Raw genomic sequence first — 16,596 nt, forward strand, 5'->3', positions numbered from 1 at the left:
GAGGCGTTGATGCCTCACCTCTATGTCTCTATGCGACTTGATTTTCGAATAAGTGTAATGCAGTTGCACTCAACCAAACAGTTTGATTTGGTCTAAATTGATGTAATTTTGACTCCTCTGGGCTGAGTGTGATTTCAATCAGGTTGCCTTGGCGGTCTTGTAACTCAGCCAAGACTTTGCCTGCAATCCAAATTTCACGTAAGAATGTGGCTTGAATTGCATTGTCTTGGGGGTGAGTATGAATGCGTAATTCATTGGGACGTGCAAAGGCAATGACATTGCCATGTGGCACATGTTGAGCAGCATCTAACTGAATACGGTCTTCACCCAGTTGAATAATGCCTTGATGATTATGACCTTCAAATCTGTTGGCTTGACCTAAAAAGTCAAAGACAAACGGTGTGGCAGGTTTTTCATAGACTTCGCGAGGCGAACCAATTTGTTCGACATTGCCTTTGTTCATCACCACAATTTGATCGGCAACTTCTAGCGCTTCTTCCTGATCGTGCGTCACGAAAATTGAAGTAATGTGCAATTCGTCATGTAAGGTACGTAACCAACGACGTAGTTCTTTACGTACTTTGGCATCGAGTGCGCCAAAAGGTTCATCCAGCAGCAATACTCGTGGCTCAACTGCTAAGGCACGTGCCAAGGCAATACGTTGACGTTGTCCACCTGAAAGTTGCGCAGGATAACGGTCTGATAAGAAACCCAACTGAACCAAATCCAGTAAACGGGTAACACGTTTTTTAATTTCTGCTTCTGAAGGGCGTGTTGCACGTGGACGAACGCGTAAACCAAAGGCAATATTGTCAAAGACAGTCATATGACGGAATAGGGCATAGTGTTGGAATACAAAGCCAACTTGACGCTCTCGTACATGTACATCGGTGGCATCTTGACCTTCTAAAATCACCTGCCCACCATCTGCCGATTCTAAACCCGCAATAATACGGAGCAGGGTGGTTTTACCGCAACCTGAAGGACCAAGTAAAGCCACCAATTGACCTTCAGGGAAATCTAAAGAAATATTTTTAAGTGCATGGAATGCACCAAAGTTTTTTTCAATATTTTTGACTTGAATACTCATGGGGACATTCCTATTTAAAGACTTGAACTGCAGTTACTTTTGTTTTGCTTTTCCTGACGATATTCAACCCAAGTTTTCAAAATCAAGGTGACAATCGCCAGTAAAGCCAATAAGGAGGACACTGCAAAAGCCGCGCTAAAGGTGTACTCGTTATAAAGAATTTCAACATGCAACGGTAAGGTGTTAGTTTCTCCACGAATATGTCCAGAAACCACAGATACCGCACCAAATTCACCCATTGCTCGTGCATTACACAGGATTACACCGTAAATCAGACCCCATTTAATGTTGGGTAAAGTCACTTTCCAGAAGGTTTGCCAACCTGAAGCACCAAGAACCATTGCAGCTTCTTCTTCCTCAGTACCTTGTGCTTCCATAAGCGGAATAAGCTCACGAGCCACAAAAGGAACGGTAATAAAGACAGTTGCAAGTACAATCGCAGGGACGGCATACAGAATTTTAATGTCATGGTCGAGTAACCAATTTCCCATCCAACCTTGGGTACCAAAAATCAGCACCAACATTAAGCCTGCAATGACAGGTGAAACAGAAAATGGCAGATCAATTAAGGTGGTCAAAATGGATTTACCACGGAAATTAAACTTGGCGACCGACCATGCTGCGGCTACGCCAAACACCACATTTAAGGGAACTGCGATTACTGCTGTGAGTAAAGTAAGTTTTACCGCAGACAATGTGTCTGGATCGACCAATGCCTGAAAGTAAACCCCGACCCCTTGTTTAAAGGCTTCTACAAAAACTAGAATGAGCGGAAGAATTAAGCAACTTAAGAAAAAAATTAAGGCAATGCTCAGTAACGTGTAACGGACCCAAACAGGTTCACGGGTGGCATCACGAGACTGTAGGCGTTCAGCAAAGGCATTGCTGTTGGTAACTAAGCTCATATTGCAGTTCTCCCTGTGCGACGACTTGCCCATCCTTGTAATAAGTTAATTAAAAAGAGCAGTGCGAATGAAATTAACAGCATGACCACAGCAATGGTGGTGGCACCGGCATAATCATATTCTTCTAAACGAGAGATAATCATGAGGGGTGCAATTTCAGTTTTGAATGGTTGATTGCCTGCAATAAAAATGACAGAGCCATATTCGCCGACACCACGTGCAAATGCCAAAGCAAAACCTGTCAGAAGTGCAGGAAATAAAATGGGTAAAATAATTTTAGTCACAATTTGCAGACGGTTCGCACCTAAAGCCGAAGCGGCCTCTTCCAGTTCGGTTTCTAAATCACTTAATACAGGTTGAACAGTACGCACTACAAAAGGAATACCAATAAAAATAAGTGCAAGCGTGATCCCGATAGGGGTGTATGCCACTTGAATACCTAAAGGATCGAGATATTGTCCAACCCAACCGGTAGGTGCATAAAGTGAAGTTAACGCGATACCAGCCACCGCAGTGGGTAAGGCAAAAGGTAAATCGACCAAGGCATCGACAATGCGTTTACCAGGAAAATGATAACGAACCAAGCACCACGCCAGTAATAAGCCAAAAATGACATTAATAATCGCTGCTAAGAGTGCGGTACTAAAACTGAGTTGCAAGGCTTTTAAGATACGTTCAGAACTTAAAATTTCCCATAAACCTGACCAACCAATATCTAGAGATCGAATAAAAACTGCTGAAAGTGGAATCAGTACAATTAAAGATAAATAGGCGAGGGTAAAACCTAGCGAAAGTCCAAACCCTGGCAGCACTCGGGATCGCTGCGACATGACAATTCCTCAAAATGTGAGAATACTGATCAAATAAAATCAGTAAAATAATCAGTAAATTAAATTATGCAGACCCTAGTGTGCATAGTTTAGAAAATGTGGGTAATCATCAGACAGACGCATTCGAGACATTGAGCGTTCAGGAATCAGGTAGTCATAAATTTCAGGAAATGGGCCAAAACCTGAGGCAACATTAATATGTCCCACTTGACCTAAATTCACTGGTTGCAGCTTCCAGCTACGTGCCAACTGCTGTGCATCTTCAAAGCTTAACCATGGATCATTTTCACTAATGAGCAAGGTTGTAGGCACCTGAATCTTCAATTGGTGAAAGAACGCTTGATAATCAGTTTTACTGTCACGTGCGAAACCTGCTTCGCCAAATCGGGCAGGATTGGCAGGCGCAACTAAAATCAACTTTTTCACATGCTTGTTCAGTTCAGGATGCAATGCCAATGCAGCCACTGTCGTTAAACAGCCAAAGCTATGAGCCACAATTTGTACATCACTTTGAAGAGGGCGCAGAGTTTTCGTAAATTGCTCTACCCAGTGATTAAGGACAGGTTGGTTCCAATTGGTCTGATGTACACGGGAGCTAGACATGAGGTTACGTTGCAACCAAGATTGCCAGTGTTGAGCTTCACTGCCCCCTACACCAGGTACGATTACGGTATGAATCATGACGTTGCTCCTGTGGAATTGAATCACCGTTTATTTTGCGCTATTGATTTTCACGATTTGATCGAAAATACCGCCGTTGTCAAAATGCTGTTTTTGCACTTTGCTCCAACCACCAAATTCTTTATCAATTGTGACCAGTTTTAATGGTTTGAAGGTTGTTGAATATTTTTTCAGTACGCTTGCATTACGTGGACGGTAATAGTTCTTCGCTGCGATCTCTTGTCCCTGAGGTGAATACAGGAAGTTCAGATAACCTTTCGCAAGATTTAAATTGCCATCTTTTTGCGCATTCTTTTCAACAATCGCAACAGGAGGTTCCGCTAAAATAGATAAAGATGGTGTGATAATCTCGAATTTACCCGGTTGTTCACGTACAGCGAGGTAAGCTTCATTTTCCCAAGCCAGTAATACATCACCGATCCCGCGCTCAGCAAAAGTTGTTGTGGCACCACGGGCACCTGAGTCGAGTACTTTGGTTTGTTTATAAATTTGACGAACAAAATCTTGTGCTTTGGCATCAGAACCATATTTGTGTTTAGCCCATGCCCATGCACCCAAATAGTTCCAACGTGCGCCACCAGAGGTTTTTGGATTTGGCGTAATAATGTCTACACCCGGTTTAACCAAATCGCCCCAATCTTTAATCCCTTTCGGATTGCCCTTACGAACTAAAAACACGATGGTTGAGGTATACGGTGTCGAGTTTTGTGGGAATTTCTTTTGCCAGTCTTTCGGGAGGAGGTTGGTTTTGTCTGCAATTGCATCAATATCGGCTGCCAAAGCCAACGTAACAACGTCGGCATCTAAGCCATCAATTACGGCACGTGCCTGTTTTCCTGAACCGCCATGAGATTGTTTAAAATTAATGTCTTGACCTGTGCGGCTTTTCCAATATTGTCCAAACTGTTTGTTAAAGTCTTCATAGAGTTCACGTGTCGGATCATAAGACACGTTCAGAAAATCTTTTGCCGAAGCATGTACTGCTGTAATTGAAATGAGTGCAGCAACCACCCCGAGTTTAAGTGTAGAAAAACGCATTTTCAGACCTCAATAATTCTAAATGTTCGTTAATATGGGCCAAGAATAGCGCTGTGTTTTTTGCAAAAAAAATAATAAAAAACGAATTTGATATGAATAAAAAAGAAATAAGTTGGATAATCTAGTCCCTAAACTACAGCAGGATCTTTGGGGGGAGTAGTTATGCTTTGTTTTAAGAATGCACAGGAAGTTACGAACGTCACATTGCTTGATCGTGCTTTTCATTATGGTGATGGCTGCTTTACGACTGCACGAATTGTGAATAATCAAATTGAGCTGGAAAGCTTACATCAGGCACGTTTGAAGTTGGCATGTGAGCGGTTATCACTTCATGCAAATTTAGCTTTGATTACTGAAACTTTAGTAAAAATGCAACAAGGTTTTGGACAATTAAATGGGACTTTAAAAGTTGTCATTAGCCGTGGGGACGGACAACGCGGCTATAGTCTGCCCGATCATATTGCCGACGTCTGGGTGTTCTTCTATCCGCAAGCTGTCGACACATTTCATTACCAGAAAATTCAGTCGGGTATCTTGCAGCGTGTTATGGGGTTGAGTATGCCAAACTTGGTTGGCATAAAAACTTTAAACCGTTTAGAACAGGTCATGCTTAAACAAGAAGCCGATCAACAGGGGTGGCTAGAGGCTTTGGTGTTGGATGTACAAGGCTCAGTTGTTGAAGGGATAAGCAGTAATTGTTTCTTTCGCATAAATGACACATGGATTACCCCTGAACTTCGTTATAATGGCGTGCATGGTGTCATGCGTGCTGAAATTCTTCGTCGTATGCAGCAGCAAGGTATTCCATGCGAACAACGTTTGGTGAAATCGGAACAGATAGTAGATATACAAAGCCTATTTTTCTGTAATGCCTTGCAGCCCATGAAAATTGCCATAGTGTTAGATCAGCAAACATTAATGGTTGAACCCTGTATTGAACTTTTTAATACCCTAGAATTGAATCAGATAGCCTAATTTTATTATGAGCAGTAAACCAAAACCGAAAAAAAAGCCTGCTAAAAAAGGCAAGCCTACAGCAACATTCTCCGCTAAAAAATGGGGAATTTTTATTGGGCTATTTCTAGTTGTTGTCATAGGTATTCTTTGGTCGAGTTTATTTAAGACCTATCCAGTTGAAGGGAAAAAACAGCTTTTAGCCATTGGTCAGGGGGATAGTTACTCAGGTTTGATTGATCGACTGTCTAAAGAAAATAAGATTCATTTTCCTATCATTTTAAAGCTTTATCAAAAAATCATGATTCACGAGAGCTTAAAAGTGGGTGTTTATGAAATTGATCAGGGTATGAGTGTACGTCAGGTTTTAGAGTTTATTTCCAATGCTGAAAATGCGCAGATGAATCGTGTTTTGGTCATTGAAGGTACAACCTTTAAACAACTGGTAGAGCAATTACAACAAAATCCAATGGTGAAAAAAGAGGTTTCAAACTTGCCTCAGGCCGAAATGTTGCAGGCCTTGAATATTCCTTTTTCACATCCTGAAGGTTTATTTGCACCAGATACTTATTTCTTTAATAAAGGTGAATCGGACAAGAAAATTTTGACAGACTTGTACCGTCGTCAAATGAAAAGTCTGGATCAGGCTTGGGAAAATCGTGCTCCGAATCTACCCTATAAAGATAAATATGAAGCGCTGATTATGGCGTCAATTATTGAAAAAGAAACCAGTTTGGATAGTGAGTTACAGCAAGTTTCTGGTGTCTTTGTGCGCCGTTTGCAAAAGGGTATGCGTTTACAAACCGATCCAACCGTCATTTACGGAATGGGAGATCGCTATAAAGGCAATATTACCCGCCAAGATTTAAGAACACCGACCGCTTATAACACTTATACAATGAGTGGCTTACCCCCAACACCTATTGCTTTACCAAGTAAAAAAGCGATTGAGGCAGCAATGCATCCAGATAACTCCAACACGATTTATTTTGTTGCCACGGGTAATGGTGGTCATAAATTTAGCGCAACCTTAGACGAGCATAATCGCGCTGTCAAAGAATATTTATCCGTATTAAAGTCGAAGCAGGAGTGAAGCATGTTTATTAGTTTTGAAGGCACAGAAGGTGTCGGGAAAACCACTCTCATTCGTAAAATTCATGAGCATTTTCAACAGCAAGGCAAAGATGTCGTGCTGACGCGTGAGCCAGGCGGAACGCCAATGGCTGAGCAAATCCGTAGTCTACTTCTTGCCGTGAATCATGATGAATCAATGTCAAATGATACTGAGTTATTATTGATTTATGCCGCACGTGCGCAGCATTTACAACAAGTGATTGTCCCAGCCTTGCAAGCAGGTAAAACTGTTTTATGTGACCGTTTTACCGATGCAAGTTTTGCTTATCAATGTTCAGGGCGTGGCTTAAATCAGACCAAATTAAACTTATTAAACGATCATTTTGTTTCACATATGCCGAATATCACTTTTTGGCTTGATGCTCCAATTGAAACTGGCATGGCACGTGCGCGTGAACGTGGTGCTTTAGATCGTTTTGAACAAGAGAAAGTCAGCTTCTTTGAAAAGGTTCGTGCAGGTTATCAAACGCTTTGGGAACAACAACCTGAGCGTATGAAACGTTTAGACGCAACGCAGACACCAGAACAAGTTTTTGCTCAAGCTTTGTCATATTTGGTGTAATCGTTGATCAATTTTCCTAGTGTCGATCACTGAATAATCTTTTATAGTGATGATCGAATAGGGAAGACGGATCATAATACGCAATGAATATGCAAAGTAAACAAGCTGAAATTATTCAGTTTTTGATGCAACATTTTCCGCAAAGTTTGGAAAAATGTGAGATTGAATCCATTACGGAACGGGCAGCAACAGTCATTTATCATATTGATGATCGAGATTTGCGTCCTGGTGGTACGGTTTCGGGACCGACCATGATGACGGTTGCAGATTATGCTTTGTATATTGCAATACTGGGTGAAATAGGGATTGTCGGGCTAACTGTTACCACCAATTTGAACATTAATTTTTTACGTAAACCCGCAGCTTCGCAAGACTTGCGTGGTATCTGTAAATTAATGAAAGTAGGCAAAGCCCTTATTGTGGGAGAGGTCTGGATCTATTCAGTGAATGAAGATGAACCAGTAGCACATGTGACAGGAACATATTCAGTACCACCACCGCGAATTCCATCAAATATTGAGTAATTGTTTTTTTAAATTGAATGATAGATTGAATGTTTTAATAGGCAGGTACAGTTCAAAATAACTGTACCTGCCGTATTTTATTCAGCATTCACTAAAGGTGTTTCAACTTGAAAGTTTGGCGGCGTGAGTACAGTTTTGCGTAGTTCAGGCGCCAATTCAGGATAGTCTAAAGTGAAATGTAGCCCGCGAGATTCTTTGCGTTCCATTGCACAACGAACAATCATTTCTGAAACCAACACCAAGTTACGCAGTTCAATCAGGTTTTTACTGACCTGATAGTCTTCATAATATTCCGTGATTTCACGCTTGAGCATTTCAATACGGTGTAAGGCGCGTTGTAAGCGTTTGGTAGTACGGACAATGCCCACATAGTTCCACATGGTTTGACGTAATTCATCCCAGTTTTGCAAAATGACGACATCTTCATCGGGATTCATAACTTGAGAATCATCCCATTCTGGAATTTGAGGCGAGCTATAGTTTTCAACATAATGTGATTGAATATGTGTAGCAGCACTCATGCCGTAGACGAAACATTCGAGCAGAGAGTTACTCGCCATACGGTTAGCGCCATGTAGACCCGTATAGGAAGTTTCACCAATCGCGTATAAACCGTGAATGTCAGTTTGACTATGCTCATCAACCACCACGCCACCACAAGTGTAGTGTGCAGCAGGCACCACAGGAATCATTTCCTTAGTAATATCAATACCCAATTCGAGCAGACGAGCATACAACGTTGGGAAATGTTCTTTTACGAAGGCTTCAGGTTTATGTGTAATGTCTAACCAGACATGACGAATCCCTAAACGCTTGATTTCATAGTCGATGGCACGAGCAACAATATCACGTGGTGCCAGTTCAGCACGTTCATCAAAACGCAGCATGAAACGTTCGCCATCAGGCAATCTTAAATAAGCCCCTTCGCCACGCATCGCTTCAGTGATAAGGAATGAGCGGGCTTGTGGGTGGTATAAGCAAGTAGGATGGAATTGGTTAAATTCCATATTTGCCACGCGGCACCCTGCACGATAGGCCATGGCAATCCCATCACCAGTCGCGATGTCAGGATTCGAGGTATACAGATAAGCTTTCATTGCTCCGCCACAAGCCAAAGCAGTAAATGGCGCTAAGAAAGTATGGACTTGTTCAGTTTTTTCATCGAGTGCATATAGGCCAAGGGCACGATTATGCGCTTCGTCTAGACCAAGTTTTTGTGAAGTAATTAAATCTATCGCGATAAAATTTTCAAAAATCGTAATATTGTCTTTTTCTTGCGCACGTTGTACCAACGTGGTTGAAATTGCACGCCCTGTTGCATCGGCTGCGTGAATAATACGACGTTGTGAATGACCGCCTTCACGGGTTAAATGTAACTGCGATTGTTCATCTAAAGTGAACTGCACGCCATTATTAAGCAGGAAATCTACAGAAGGTTTGCCGCCTTCAACGGTTTGTTTGACTGCATCAAGTTCACATAAATGTGCGCCTGCAATCATGGTGTCATCAATATGCTGTTGAATGGAATCCGTTTCATCCAGAACAGCGGCAACCCCGCCTTGTGCATAATAAGTGCTGGCATCTGTAAGGGTTGATTTTGCTAAAACTGCAATGTTGAAATGATGAGGTAATGACAGTGCTAAACTTAAACCTGCGCCACCACTGCCCACAATAATCACATCAAATTGATGCGTTGAGCTTAAATTAGACATTTCCATCAGCTAATTTTAAAAAAAGTTTGGTAATGACAACGCTTTTTGCGATAAAAGGCAAGTGTAAAATAGTCGAGTGCTCATTAGAAAAAGCAATTAACTTCCTATAACTTAATCTAAAAATAAGTACTTGTTTTGCTAAAACATAATTGAACATATTATTACGCAAGAATAACGAGTTTTATGATAAAAATTTTTTGTTTAATACGTAACAATAATTGAGTGAATGAGTTTTATGAAAAGTGGCTATTTACAAAAAGGAATGTATGCTGCGGTTTTTACAATGGTGGCAGTACAAACTCAAGCCGCACCAGCAGTGGATTTTTCAAATTTAGTTGAGCAAGTTAGTCCTGCGGTTGTGAGCGTGAATGTGGTCAAAAAAATGACCCAAGAAGAAATTATGCAGCAACAAGTACCAGAGATCTTGCGTCGTTTTTTTGGTAATCAAGTCATAATTCCGCAGCAGCAAGTTCCACAAGAAAAGACTGCCTATGGCAGTGCATTTTTTATCAGTAAAGATGGTTATTTGTTGACGAATCATCATGTGGTCGAAAATGCTTCAAAAGTCACGATCATGATGAATGATCGTCGTGAGCTAGATGCAACGGTCATTGGTAGTGATGAACGGACCGATGTGGCATTGCTCAAAGTCAAAGGTACTCAATTTCCTGCATTAACAACGGGGAATGTGGATCAACTGAAAGTCGGTGAGCCTGTATTGGCCATCGGTTCGCCGTTTGGCTTTGATTATTCAGCTTCGGCTGGGATTGTCAGCGCCAAAATGCGGAATATGATGGGTGAAACATCGGTTCCATTTATTCAAACGGATGTTGCCTTAAACCCTGGTAACTCAGGTGGGCCATTATTTAATCAGCGTGGTGAAGTGGTTGGGGTCAACTCGCGTATTTTTAGTGGAACAGGTGGCTATATGGGCTTGTCTTTCTCCATCCCAATTGATGTTGCTATGGATATTGCCGACCAGTTGAAGAAGAATGGCAAAGTAACGCGTTCTTATCTGGGCGTCATGATGCAGGATATTGATCGTAACTTGGCAGAATCTTACAATTTACCAAAACCTGAAGGTGCCTTAATTACCGATGTAACACCAAATTCACCCGCAGCAAAAGCAGGTCTGAAAGCGGGTGATATTGTGCTGAAGTACAATGGTACAGCGATTTCACGCACTTCAGAACTACTCAATTATTTAAACCGTTCTGTACCGAATCAAACCATTCAACTTGAAATATTGCGTGATGATAAAACCCGTAATATTTCTGCAACACTCACCACAGCCCCAGATGATACGCCTGCTAAAGTGGATCAAGATGCAGAAAATGCTGGCCCAAAAATTGGGGTGGCAATTCGTGATTTATCGCCATCTGAATTAGCACAGCTAAACATTAAAGGTGGTGTATTGATTCAAGATGTTATGCGTGGTGGGGTGGCATCTCAAGCACGGATTTTACCAGGTGATGTTATTACCCAATTGAACAATACAAGCATCAATAATTCGAAAGAGTTCATCAAAACAGTTTCGGGTTTAAAGAAAGATAGCATTGTGCGTGTTTCACTGATTCGTGAAGGACAGCGAGCTATTTTAGGGATGCGTATTTAAGCATCTTGATGTGAAATCATGACATGAACTAGTAAAAGCCAGTCTATTCAGTTTAGACTGGCTTTTTTGACTGATGTTTGGACAGTCAAATCAGCTTAAGTGTGAAAAAATATACATGGTTTTTAAACTTTAACCTAACCATGGACAGGACAAACAAATTAATGAGCGCGATTTTTGATTTAAATTTGACGGTAAAGCCAGAACATATTGATGTTTTGGGGCATGTGAATAATGTGGTTTATGTACAGTGGATGCAGGACGTTGCAACAGCACATATTGATCAGTTAGGTTTAGGCATTCAACAGTATTTAGAACTGAAACATGCCATGGTCGCAGTCGAGCATCATGTCCAATATCGAAAAGCAGCCTTATTAGATGACCAAATTGTGTTACGTACATGGCTAAGTGATATCAATAGTATGTATTTATTTCGTCAGTATGTTTTTTACCGACCTGCGGATCAAGCTGTGCTATTTATGGGGCAGACCAAATGGGCATGTGTGGAAATTGCAACAGGAAGACCTAAACGTATTTCACCGACATTTTCGCAAGCGTATCAACCTTTAAATGATCAGATTAATCCATTAGATTTTACGCATAGTTACACAGTTTAAAAGTCTACTAGCAAGTGTTTGAAAAATGTACAGTCTTAAAAACCTAAACCTTTAAACGAATTTATCACTTTTTCATTTTTGCAATCTGCTATAATCGGCAGCAATTTGTCTAACCGCTTACGCTTAGTATCTCAGCTTTGTACTTGGCACTATTTTTTTCTTAAGGTAACTCATGGCGCAAGCTAAAAAATCCGTTGATATCAATAATATCCGAAATTTTTCGATTATTGCTCACATTGACCATGGTAAGTCGACTTTGGCTGACCGTTTTATTCAAATGTGTGGTGGTTTACAAGATCGTGAAATGCAAGCCCAAGTTTTGGACTCAATGGAGTTAGAACGCGAACGTGGGATTACCATTAAAGCGGCGTCTGTAACCTTGTATTACACGCATCCAAATGGGCAAGAATATCAATTGAACTTCATTGATACGCCTGGACACGTAGACTTTTCTTATGAAGTTTCTCGTTCTTTAGCAGCTTGTGAAGGCGCGCTATTGGTTGTAGATGCTGCACAAGGTGTTGAAGCACAATCGGTTGCAAACTGTTATACCGCAATTGAGCAAGGTCTCGAAGTTCTTCCTATTTTAAATAAAATTGATTTACCACAGGCTGAACCTGAACGTGTAATTCATGAAATTGAAGAAATCATTGGGATTGAAGCAACAGATGCTCCAACTTGTTCTGCAAAAACTGGTTTGGGTGTCGAGGGTGTACTTGAGCGCTTAGTCGATGTCATTCCTGCACCTGTGGGTGATCGTGAAGCGCCGTTACAAGCCTTAATTATTGACTCTTGGTTCGATAACTATTTAGGTGTTGTATCCTTAGTTCGTATTAAACAAGGTCGTATCCGTAAGGGCGACAAAATGTTGGTTAAATCGACAGGACAAACTCATCCAGTCACTTCAGTGGGGGTATTTAATCCTAAGCACACTGAAACAGATATTCTTGAAGCGGGTGAAGTTGGTTTTGTGATTGCAGGGATTAAAGATATTTTCGGTGCGCCAGTAGGTGACACTATTACCCTTGCTGCTACACCTGATGTTAAAACCTTACCAGGTTTTAAAAAGGTTAAACCACAGGTTTATGCGGGTCTTTTCCCGATTGATGCGAGTGATTTTGAGCCATTCCGTGAAGCACTACAAAAATTGCAAATCAATGACTCAGCTTTATTCTTTGAACCAGAAAGTTCAGATGCATTAGGTTTTGGTTTCCGTTGTGGCTTCTTGGGAATGCTACACATGGAGATTGTACAAGAGCGTTTAGAGCGTGAGTATGATCTTGACCTCATTAGTTCTGCACCTACCGTAATTTATGAAGCATTAACGAAAAAAGGCGAAACGATTTATATCGATAGTCCATCAAAAATGCCAGATGGATCTACTGTAGAAGATTTGCGTGAACCGATTGCAGAATGTCATATCCTTGTTCCTCAAGAATACTTAGGCAATGTAATGACCCTATGTATTGAACGCCGTGGTGTTCAAAAAGATATGAAATTCTTGGGGAACCAAGTTTCGATTACTTTTGAAATTCCAATGGCCGAAGTCGTTATGGATTTCTTTGATAAATTGAAATCATGCTCTCGTGGTTTTGCATCGCTAGACTATAACTTTGTACGTTTCGAAAGTTCAGCTTTGGTTAAGGTTGATGTATTAATTAATGGTGACAAGGTTGATGCCTTGGCTATGATTTGTCACCGTAATGACGCGCGTCATCGTGGTATTGCATTGGTTGAGAAAATGAAAGATTTGATTCCTCGCCAAATGTACGACGTGGCTATTCAAGCAGCTATCGGTGCGCAGATTATTGCTCGTTCTACTGTAAAAGCAATGCGTAAAAACGTATTGGCTAAATGTTATGGTGGTGACGTTTCACGTAAGAAGAAACTTCTTTCTAAACAGAAGGAAGGTAAGAAACGTATGAAACAAGTGGGTAGTGTAGAAATTCCGCAAGAAGCGTTCTTGGCTGTATTGAAAGTAGAAAGATAAGAATTAGAGGTCGTTTAGCTCATGGATTTTGATTTTAATTTAATACTCGTGCCTGCCACGCTGATTTTTTTCTTGGTGTGGTTGTTGGATAAGTTTGTATTTAAGCAAAGACAAACCAAGGGTAGGGGTAATGAAAACTTCATTATTACATGGGCTTACGATTTCTGGCCTGTACTGGCAGTGGTTTTGGTTTTACGCTCATTCTTATATGAACCATTTAATATTCCGTCAGATTCTATGGTGCCGACTTTAGAAACTGGTGACTTTATTCTGGTGAATAAGTTTGACTACGGTGTACGCTTACCAATTGTGAATAAGAAAATTCTCGATGTGGGGGAGCCAGAACGTGGTGATGTCATGGTTTTTCGTTATCCACCACAACCGACGATAAGCTATATCAAGCGTGTTGTCGGTTTGCCAGGTGACCATATTATTTATGATCATGGTCAGTTAACGATTAATGGGCAAAAAGTTGCGAAAGTTCCAGTTGAGTTCAGTCGTGAGAAAGATGCCTTGGATACACCGACCTCAATTTATCATAAGGAAACTTTGGGTGAGCACACCTTTACTATGCGTGAATTAGAAGGGGTGAACGTTGCTCGTCAAGCGCCATTTATTAATTATATTGAAAATGGTAAATACTCAACTGAAAATGGTTTATATTGGGAAGTAAAAGTTCCTAAAGGGCACTACTTTGCGATGGGGGATAATCGTGATCAAAGTGCTGACAGTCGTTTTTGGGGATTTGTACCTGAAGAGAACTTAACTGGGCGAGCATTTTATGTTTGGATGCATAAAGAGCCTGGCTTTAAACTGCCGTCATTTAGCCGTAACGGCAAAATTGATTAATTGACCGAAATGGAAAATAAAAAATGCGTCGAAATCAAAAGGGTGCATCATATATTGGTATTTTGATTGCAGTTATTGGCTTTGCTTTTTTGGCAAAAGTTGCAATTGCAGTTTGGGGATCCTATTGGGATGATCGTGTGATTGATAGTCAGATTACAGAGTTATTGCAAAGTAGTCCTGTCGATATCAGTCCATCGAAATTCTCAAGTCAAATGGGGCAGCGTTTAGATATGAATAATGTTCGCGATATTAAATTCGAAGACATTGCTCAAGTGACAAATGTTGATGGTTTACAAGTGAAAAAGAGTTACGAGGTAAGAAAGCCTTTCTTACTGAATATTGATTTAGTGTTAAAGTTTGAGAAAAGTTTTGATCAAAGGTCAGCCCAAACTAAGTGATATTCGCTTGGTCAGTCGTATAGGTTATCAGTTTAAGCAAGCGGAACTACTTCAGCTTGCCTTGACGCACCGTTCGGTAAGCCATAAATATAATTATGAACGCTTAGAGTTTCTAGGTGACGCGTTGTTAGGAATGATCATCGCCAATTATTTGTACAATGCTTATCCACATGAAAATGAAGGTCGTTTAACGCGTATGCGAGCGACCTTAGTTCGACAGGAAGCATTAGGTAAAATCGCAAATGACTTAAAACTAAGTACCAATTTAATTTTAAGTACAGGTGAGTTGAAGTCAGGCGGACATCATCGCGAATCGATTTTGGCAGATACTGTTGAAGCCATTATTGGCGCAATTTATGTGGATTGTGCTGACTTAACGGTGTTAGAGCGTATCGTGCTAAAATGGTACGAACCTTACTTAGACTATATCGAACCGACAGATCAACTGAAAGATCCTAAATCAAGATTGCAAGAGTATTTGCAAGCGCGTAAAAAGCCACTTCCTATTTATGAAGTGGTCGATATACAAGGGGATGCACCTAACCAACATTTCAAGGTGAATTGTACGGTTGAGGGTTTGCCTCTATTTAAGGGTGAAGGTTCAAGTCGTCGTTTTGCAGAACAGGCTGCAGCGGCGGATATTTTAAAACTTTTGGAGCAGTAATCTGCCATGTCAAATTCTTCCGATCACATTGATGCTGATCACGAGTCGCCAAGCGACACTAATGATTTAATTAGCCAGTTTTTTAGTGAACAAGGCACCACGATTCCTTCTGATTTCAGAAGTGGTTTTGTTGCAATTGTGGGTCGCCCAAATGTGGGTAAGTCGACACTGATGAATCACTTACTGGGACAAAAACTTTCGATTACTTCACGTAAGCCGCAAACCACGCGTCATAAAATTGTCGGTATTGATTCGCGTGAAAAATCTCAGGCGGTGTTCGTCGATACACCTGGGATGCATAAAAAAGAAGTGCGAGCCATCAATAAAATGATGAACCGTGCTGCATCTTCTGCATTGCGTGATGTAAATTTGGTCATGTTTGTTCTGGATGCAGACAAGTGGACTCAAAACGATGAGCTCGTTTTGGAAAAACTTAAAAATGCAGAGATGCCTGTGATTTTGGTGATCAATAAAATTGATACACTTGAAAATAAAAACCATGCCTTACCATTGATTCAAGAGCGCGCAAAATTGATGAATTTTGCGGAAATTGTTCCTGTTTCCGCACTTCGTGGTGCGAACTTGGAACATCTACGCGACACCATTGAAAAGTATTTACCTTTCCAGCCGCCAATGTATTCGTTGGATCAATTGACTGATCGTTCTGAGCGTTTCTTAGCATCAGAAATTATCCGTGAAAAAATTATGCGTCAGCTTGGTGAAGAGCTTCCGTACGATCTAACTGTGCAAATTGAGTCATTTAAGACTGAAGAAGCGACAGTGAATGAAAAAACAGGTCGTCCAAAACCAGCATGTACCTATATTGACGCAACGATTTTTGTAGACCGCCCAGGTCAAAAAGCCATTGTGATTGGTGAAAAAGGCGCTAAGCTTAAAAAAATCGGTATGGATGCCCGTATTGATATGGAAAAAATGTTTGAACAAAAAATTATGTTAACCCTTTGGGTGAAAGTGAAAGGTGGTTGGTCAGATGATGAGCGAGCACTGAAAAGCTTGGGTTATAGTGATATCTAAG

At 40.9% G+C, this 16,596-nt stretch carries 17 protein-coding genes; 11 read left to right on the forward strand and 6 right to left on the reverse strand.

The window, feature by feature from the left end; all coding sequences use genetic code 11:
- Positions 1–28 precede the first annotated feature (28 nt).
- From DCO44_RS03270 to DCO44_RS03290, 5 genes are all read right to left on the reverse strand, one after another.
- On the reverse strand, positions 29–1,090 hold the full coding sequence (locus DCO44_RS03270; RefSeq protein WP_116759185.1) for a sulfate/molybdate ABC transporter ATP-binding protein: 1,062 nt from the start codon (positions 1,088–1,090) through the stop codon (positions 29–31).
- Positions 1,091–1,104: 14 nt separating this feature from the next.
- Complete coding sequence (gene cysW, locus DCO44_RS03275) at positions 1,105–1,995, reverse strand: sulfate ABC transporter permease subunit CysW (RefSeq protein WP_116759186.1); 891 nt, start codon at positions 1,993–1,995, stop codon at positions 1,105–1,107.
- Positions 1,992–2,825 carry a sulfate ABC transporter permease subunit CysT gene (gene cysT, locus DCO44_RS03280; RefSeq protein WP_116759187.1) on the reverse strand — a complete coding sequence of 278 codons (834 nt, stop codon included), beginning with the start codon at positions 2,823–2,825 and terminating at the stop codon, positions 1,992–1,994. The genes cysW and cysT overlap by 4 nt, the downstream gene beginning before the upstream one ends.
- A gap of 75 nt (positions 2,826–2,900) precedes the next feature.
- The gene (locus DCO44_RS03285; RefSeq protein ID WP_116759188.1) at positions 2,901–3,506 is read right to left on the reverse strand and encodes an alpha/beta hydrolase; all 606 of its coding nucleotides are present in this window, start codon (positions 3,504–3,506) and stop codon (positions 2,901–2,903) included.
- 30 nt (positions 3,507–3,536) lie between these two features.
- Positions 3,537–4,544, reverse strand: coding sequence for a sulfate ABC transporter substrate-binding protein (locus tag DCO44_RS03290; protein ID WP_116759189.1), 1,008 nt, complete (start codon positions 4,542–4,544; stop codon positions 3,537–3,539).
- Positions 4,545–4,706: 162 nt separating this feature from the next.
- Here DCO44_RS03290 and pabC point away from each other — a divergent pair, with 162 nt between their 5' ends.
- From pabC to DCO44_RS03310, 4 genes are all read left to right on the forward strand, one after another.
- Complete coding sequence (gene pabC / locus DCO44_RS03295) at positions 4,707–5,519, forward strand: aminodeoxychorismate lyase (RefSeq protein WP_116759190.1); 813 nt, start codon at positions 4,707–4,709, stop codon at positions 5,517–5,519.
- Positions 5,520–5,526: 7 nt separating this feature from the next.
- On the forward strand, positions 5,527–6,591 hold the full coding sequence (gene mltG, locus DCO44_RS03300; RefSeq protein WP_116759191.1) for an endolytic transglycosylase MltG: 1,065 nt from the start codon (positions 5,527–5,529) through the stop codon (positions 6,589–6,591).
- A gap of 3 nt (positions 6,592–6,594) precedes the next feature.
- Positions 6,595–7,194 carry a dTMP kinase gene (gene tmk / locus DCO44_RS03305; protein ID WP_116759192.1) on the forward strand — a complete coding sequence of 200 codons (600 nt, stop codon included), beginning with the start codon at positions 6,595–6,597 and terminating at the stop codon, positions 7,192–7,194.
- A gap of 89 nt (positions 7,195–7,283) precedes the next feature.
- Positions 7,284–7,718 carry a PaaI family thioesterase gene (locus DCO44_RS03310; RefSeq protein ID WP_116759193.1) on the forward strand — a complete coding sequence of 145 codons (435 nt, stop codon included), beginning with the start codon at positions 7,284–7,286 and terminating at the stop codon, positions 7,716–7,718.
- A gap of 77 nt (positions 7,719–7,795) precedes the next feature.
- On the opposite strand, the gene nadB is transcribed toward DCO44_RS03310, so the two are convergent.
- Entirely contained in the window at positions 7,796–9,436 is a 1,641-nt protein-coding gene (gene nadB / locus DCO44_RS03315) for an L-aspartate oxidase (protein ID WP_165815677.1), read from the reverse strand.
- Positions 9,437–9,665: 229 nt separating this feature from the next.
- Here nadB and DCO44_RS03320 point away from each other — a divergent pair, with 229 nt between their 5' ends.
- The 7 genes from DCO44_RS03320 to era all read left to right on the forward strand — a co-directional run bounded on the left by DCO44_RS03320 (position 9,666) and on the right by era (position 16,595).
- On the forward strand, positions 9,666–11,045 hold the full coding sequence (locus DCO44_RS03320; RefSeq protein WP_116759195.1) for a Do family serine endopeptidase: 1,380 nt from the start codon (positions 9,666–9,668) through the stop codon (positions 11,043–11,045).
- 161 nt (positions 11,046–11,206) lie between these two features.
- On the forward strand, positions 11,207–11,659 hold the full coding sequence (locus tag DCO44_RS03325; RefSeq protein ID WP_116759196.1) for an acyl-CoA thioesterase: 453 nt from the start codon (positions 11,207–11,209) through the stop codon (positions 11,657–11,659).
- Between the two features lie 172 nt (positions 11,660–11,831).
- Complete coding sequence (gene lepA / locus DCO44_RS03330) at positions 11,832–13,649, forward strand: translation elongation factor 4 (RefSeq protein WP_116759197.1); 1,818 nt, start codon at positions 11,832–11,834, stop codon at positions 13,647–13,649.
- 21 nt (positions 13,650–13,670) lie between these two features.
- Positions 13,671–14,498, forward strand: a complete 828-nt coding sequence (gene lepB / locus DCO44_RS03335) for a signal peptidase I (protein ID WP_116759198.1) — start codon at positions 13,671–13,673, stop codon at positions 14,496–14,498.
- A 23-nt stretch (positions 14,499–14,521) separates the two neighbouring features.
- Positions 14,522–14,896, forward strand: coding sequence for a DUF4845 domain-containing protein (locus DCO44_RS03340; protein ID WP_116759199.1), 375 nt, complete (start codon positions 14,522–14,524; stop codon positions 14,894–14,896).
- Positions 14,868–15,560 (forward strand): ribonuclease III, encoded by a 693-nt coding sequence (gene rnc / locus DCO44_RS03345; RefSeq protein WP_116759200.1) that lies wholly within the window; start codon positions 14,868–14,870, stop codon positions 15,558–15,560. Before DCO44_RS03340 ends, rnc begins: the two co-directional genes overlap by 29 nt.
- 6 nt (positions 15,561–15,566) lie before the next feature.
- On the forward strand, positions 15,567–16,595 hold the full coding sequence (gene era, locus DCO44_RS03350; protein WP_116759201.1) for a GTPase Era: 1,029 nt from the start codon (positions 15,567–15,569) through the stop codon (positions 16,593–16,595).
- The last annotated feature ends 1 nt before the right edge of the window (position 16,596 follow it).

It is taken from the genome of Acinetobacter sp. AM (genome assembly GCF_003105055.1).
GTDB lineage: Bacteria > Pseudomonadota > Gammaproteobacteria > Pseudomonadales > Moraxellaceae > Acinetobacter > Acinetobacter tibetensis.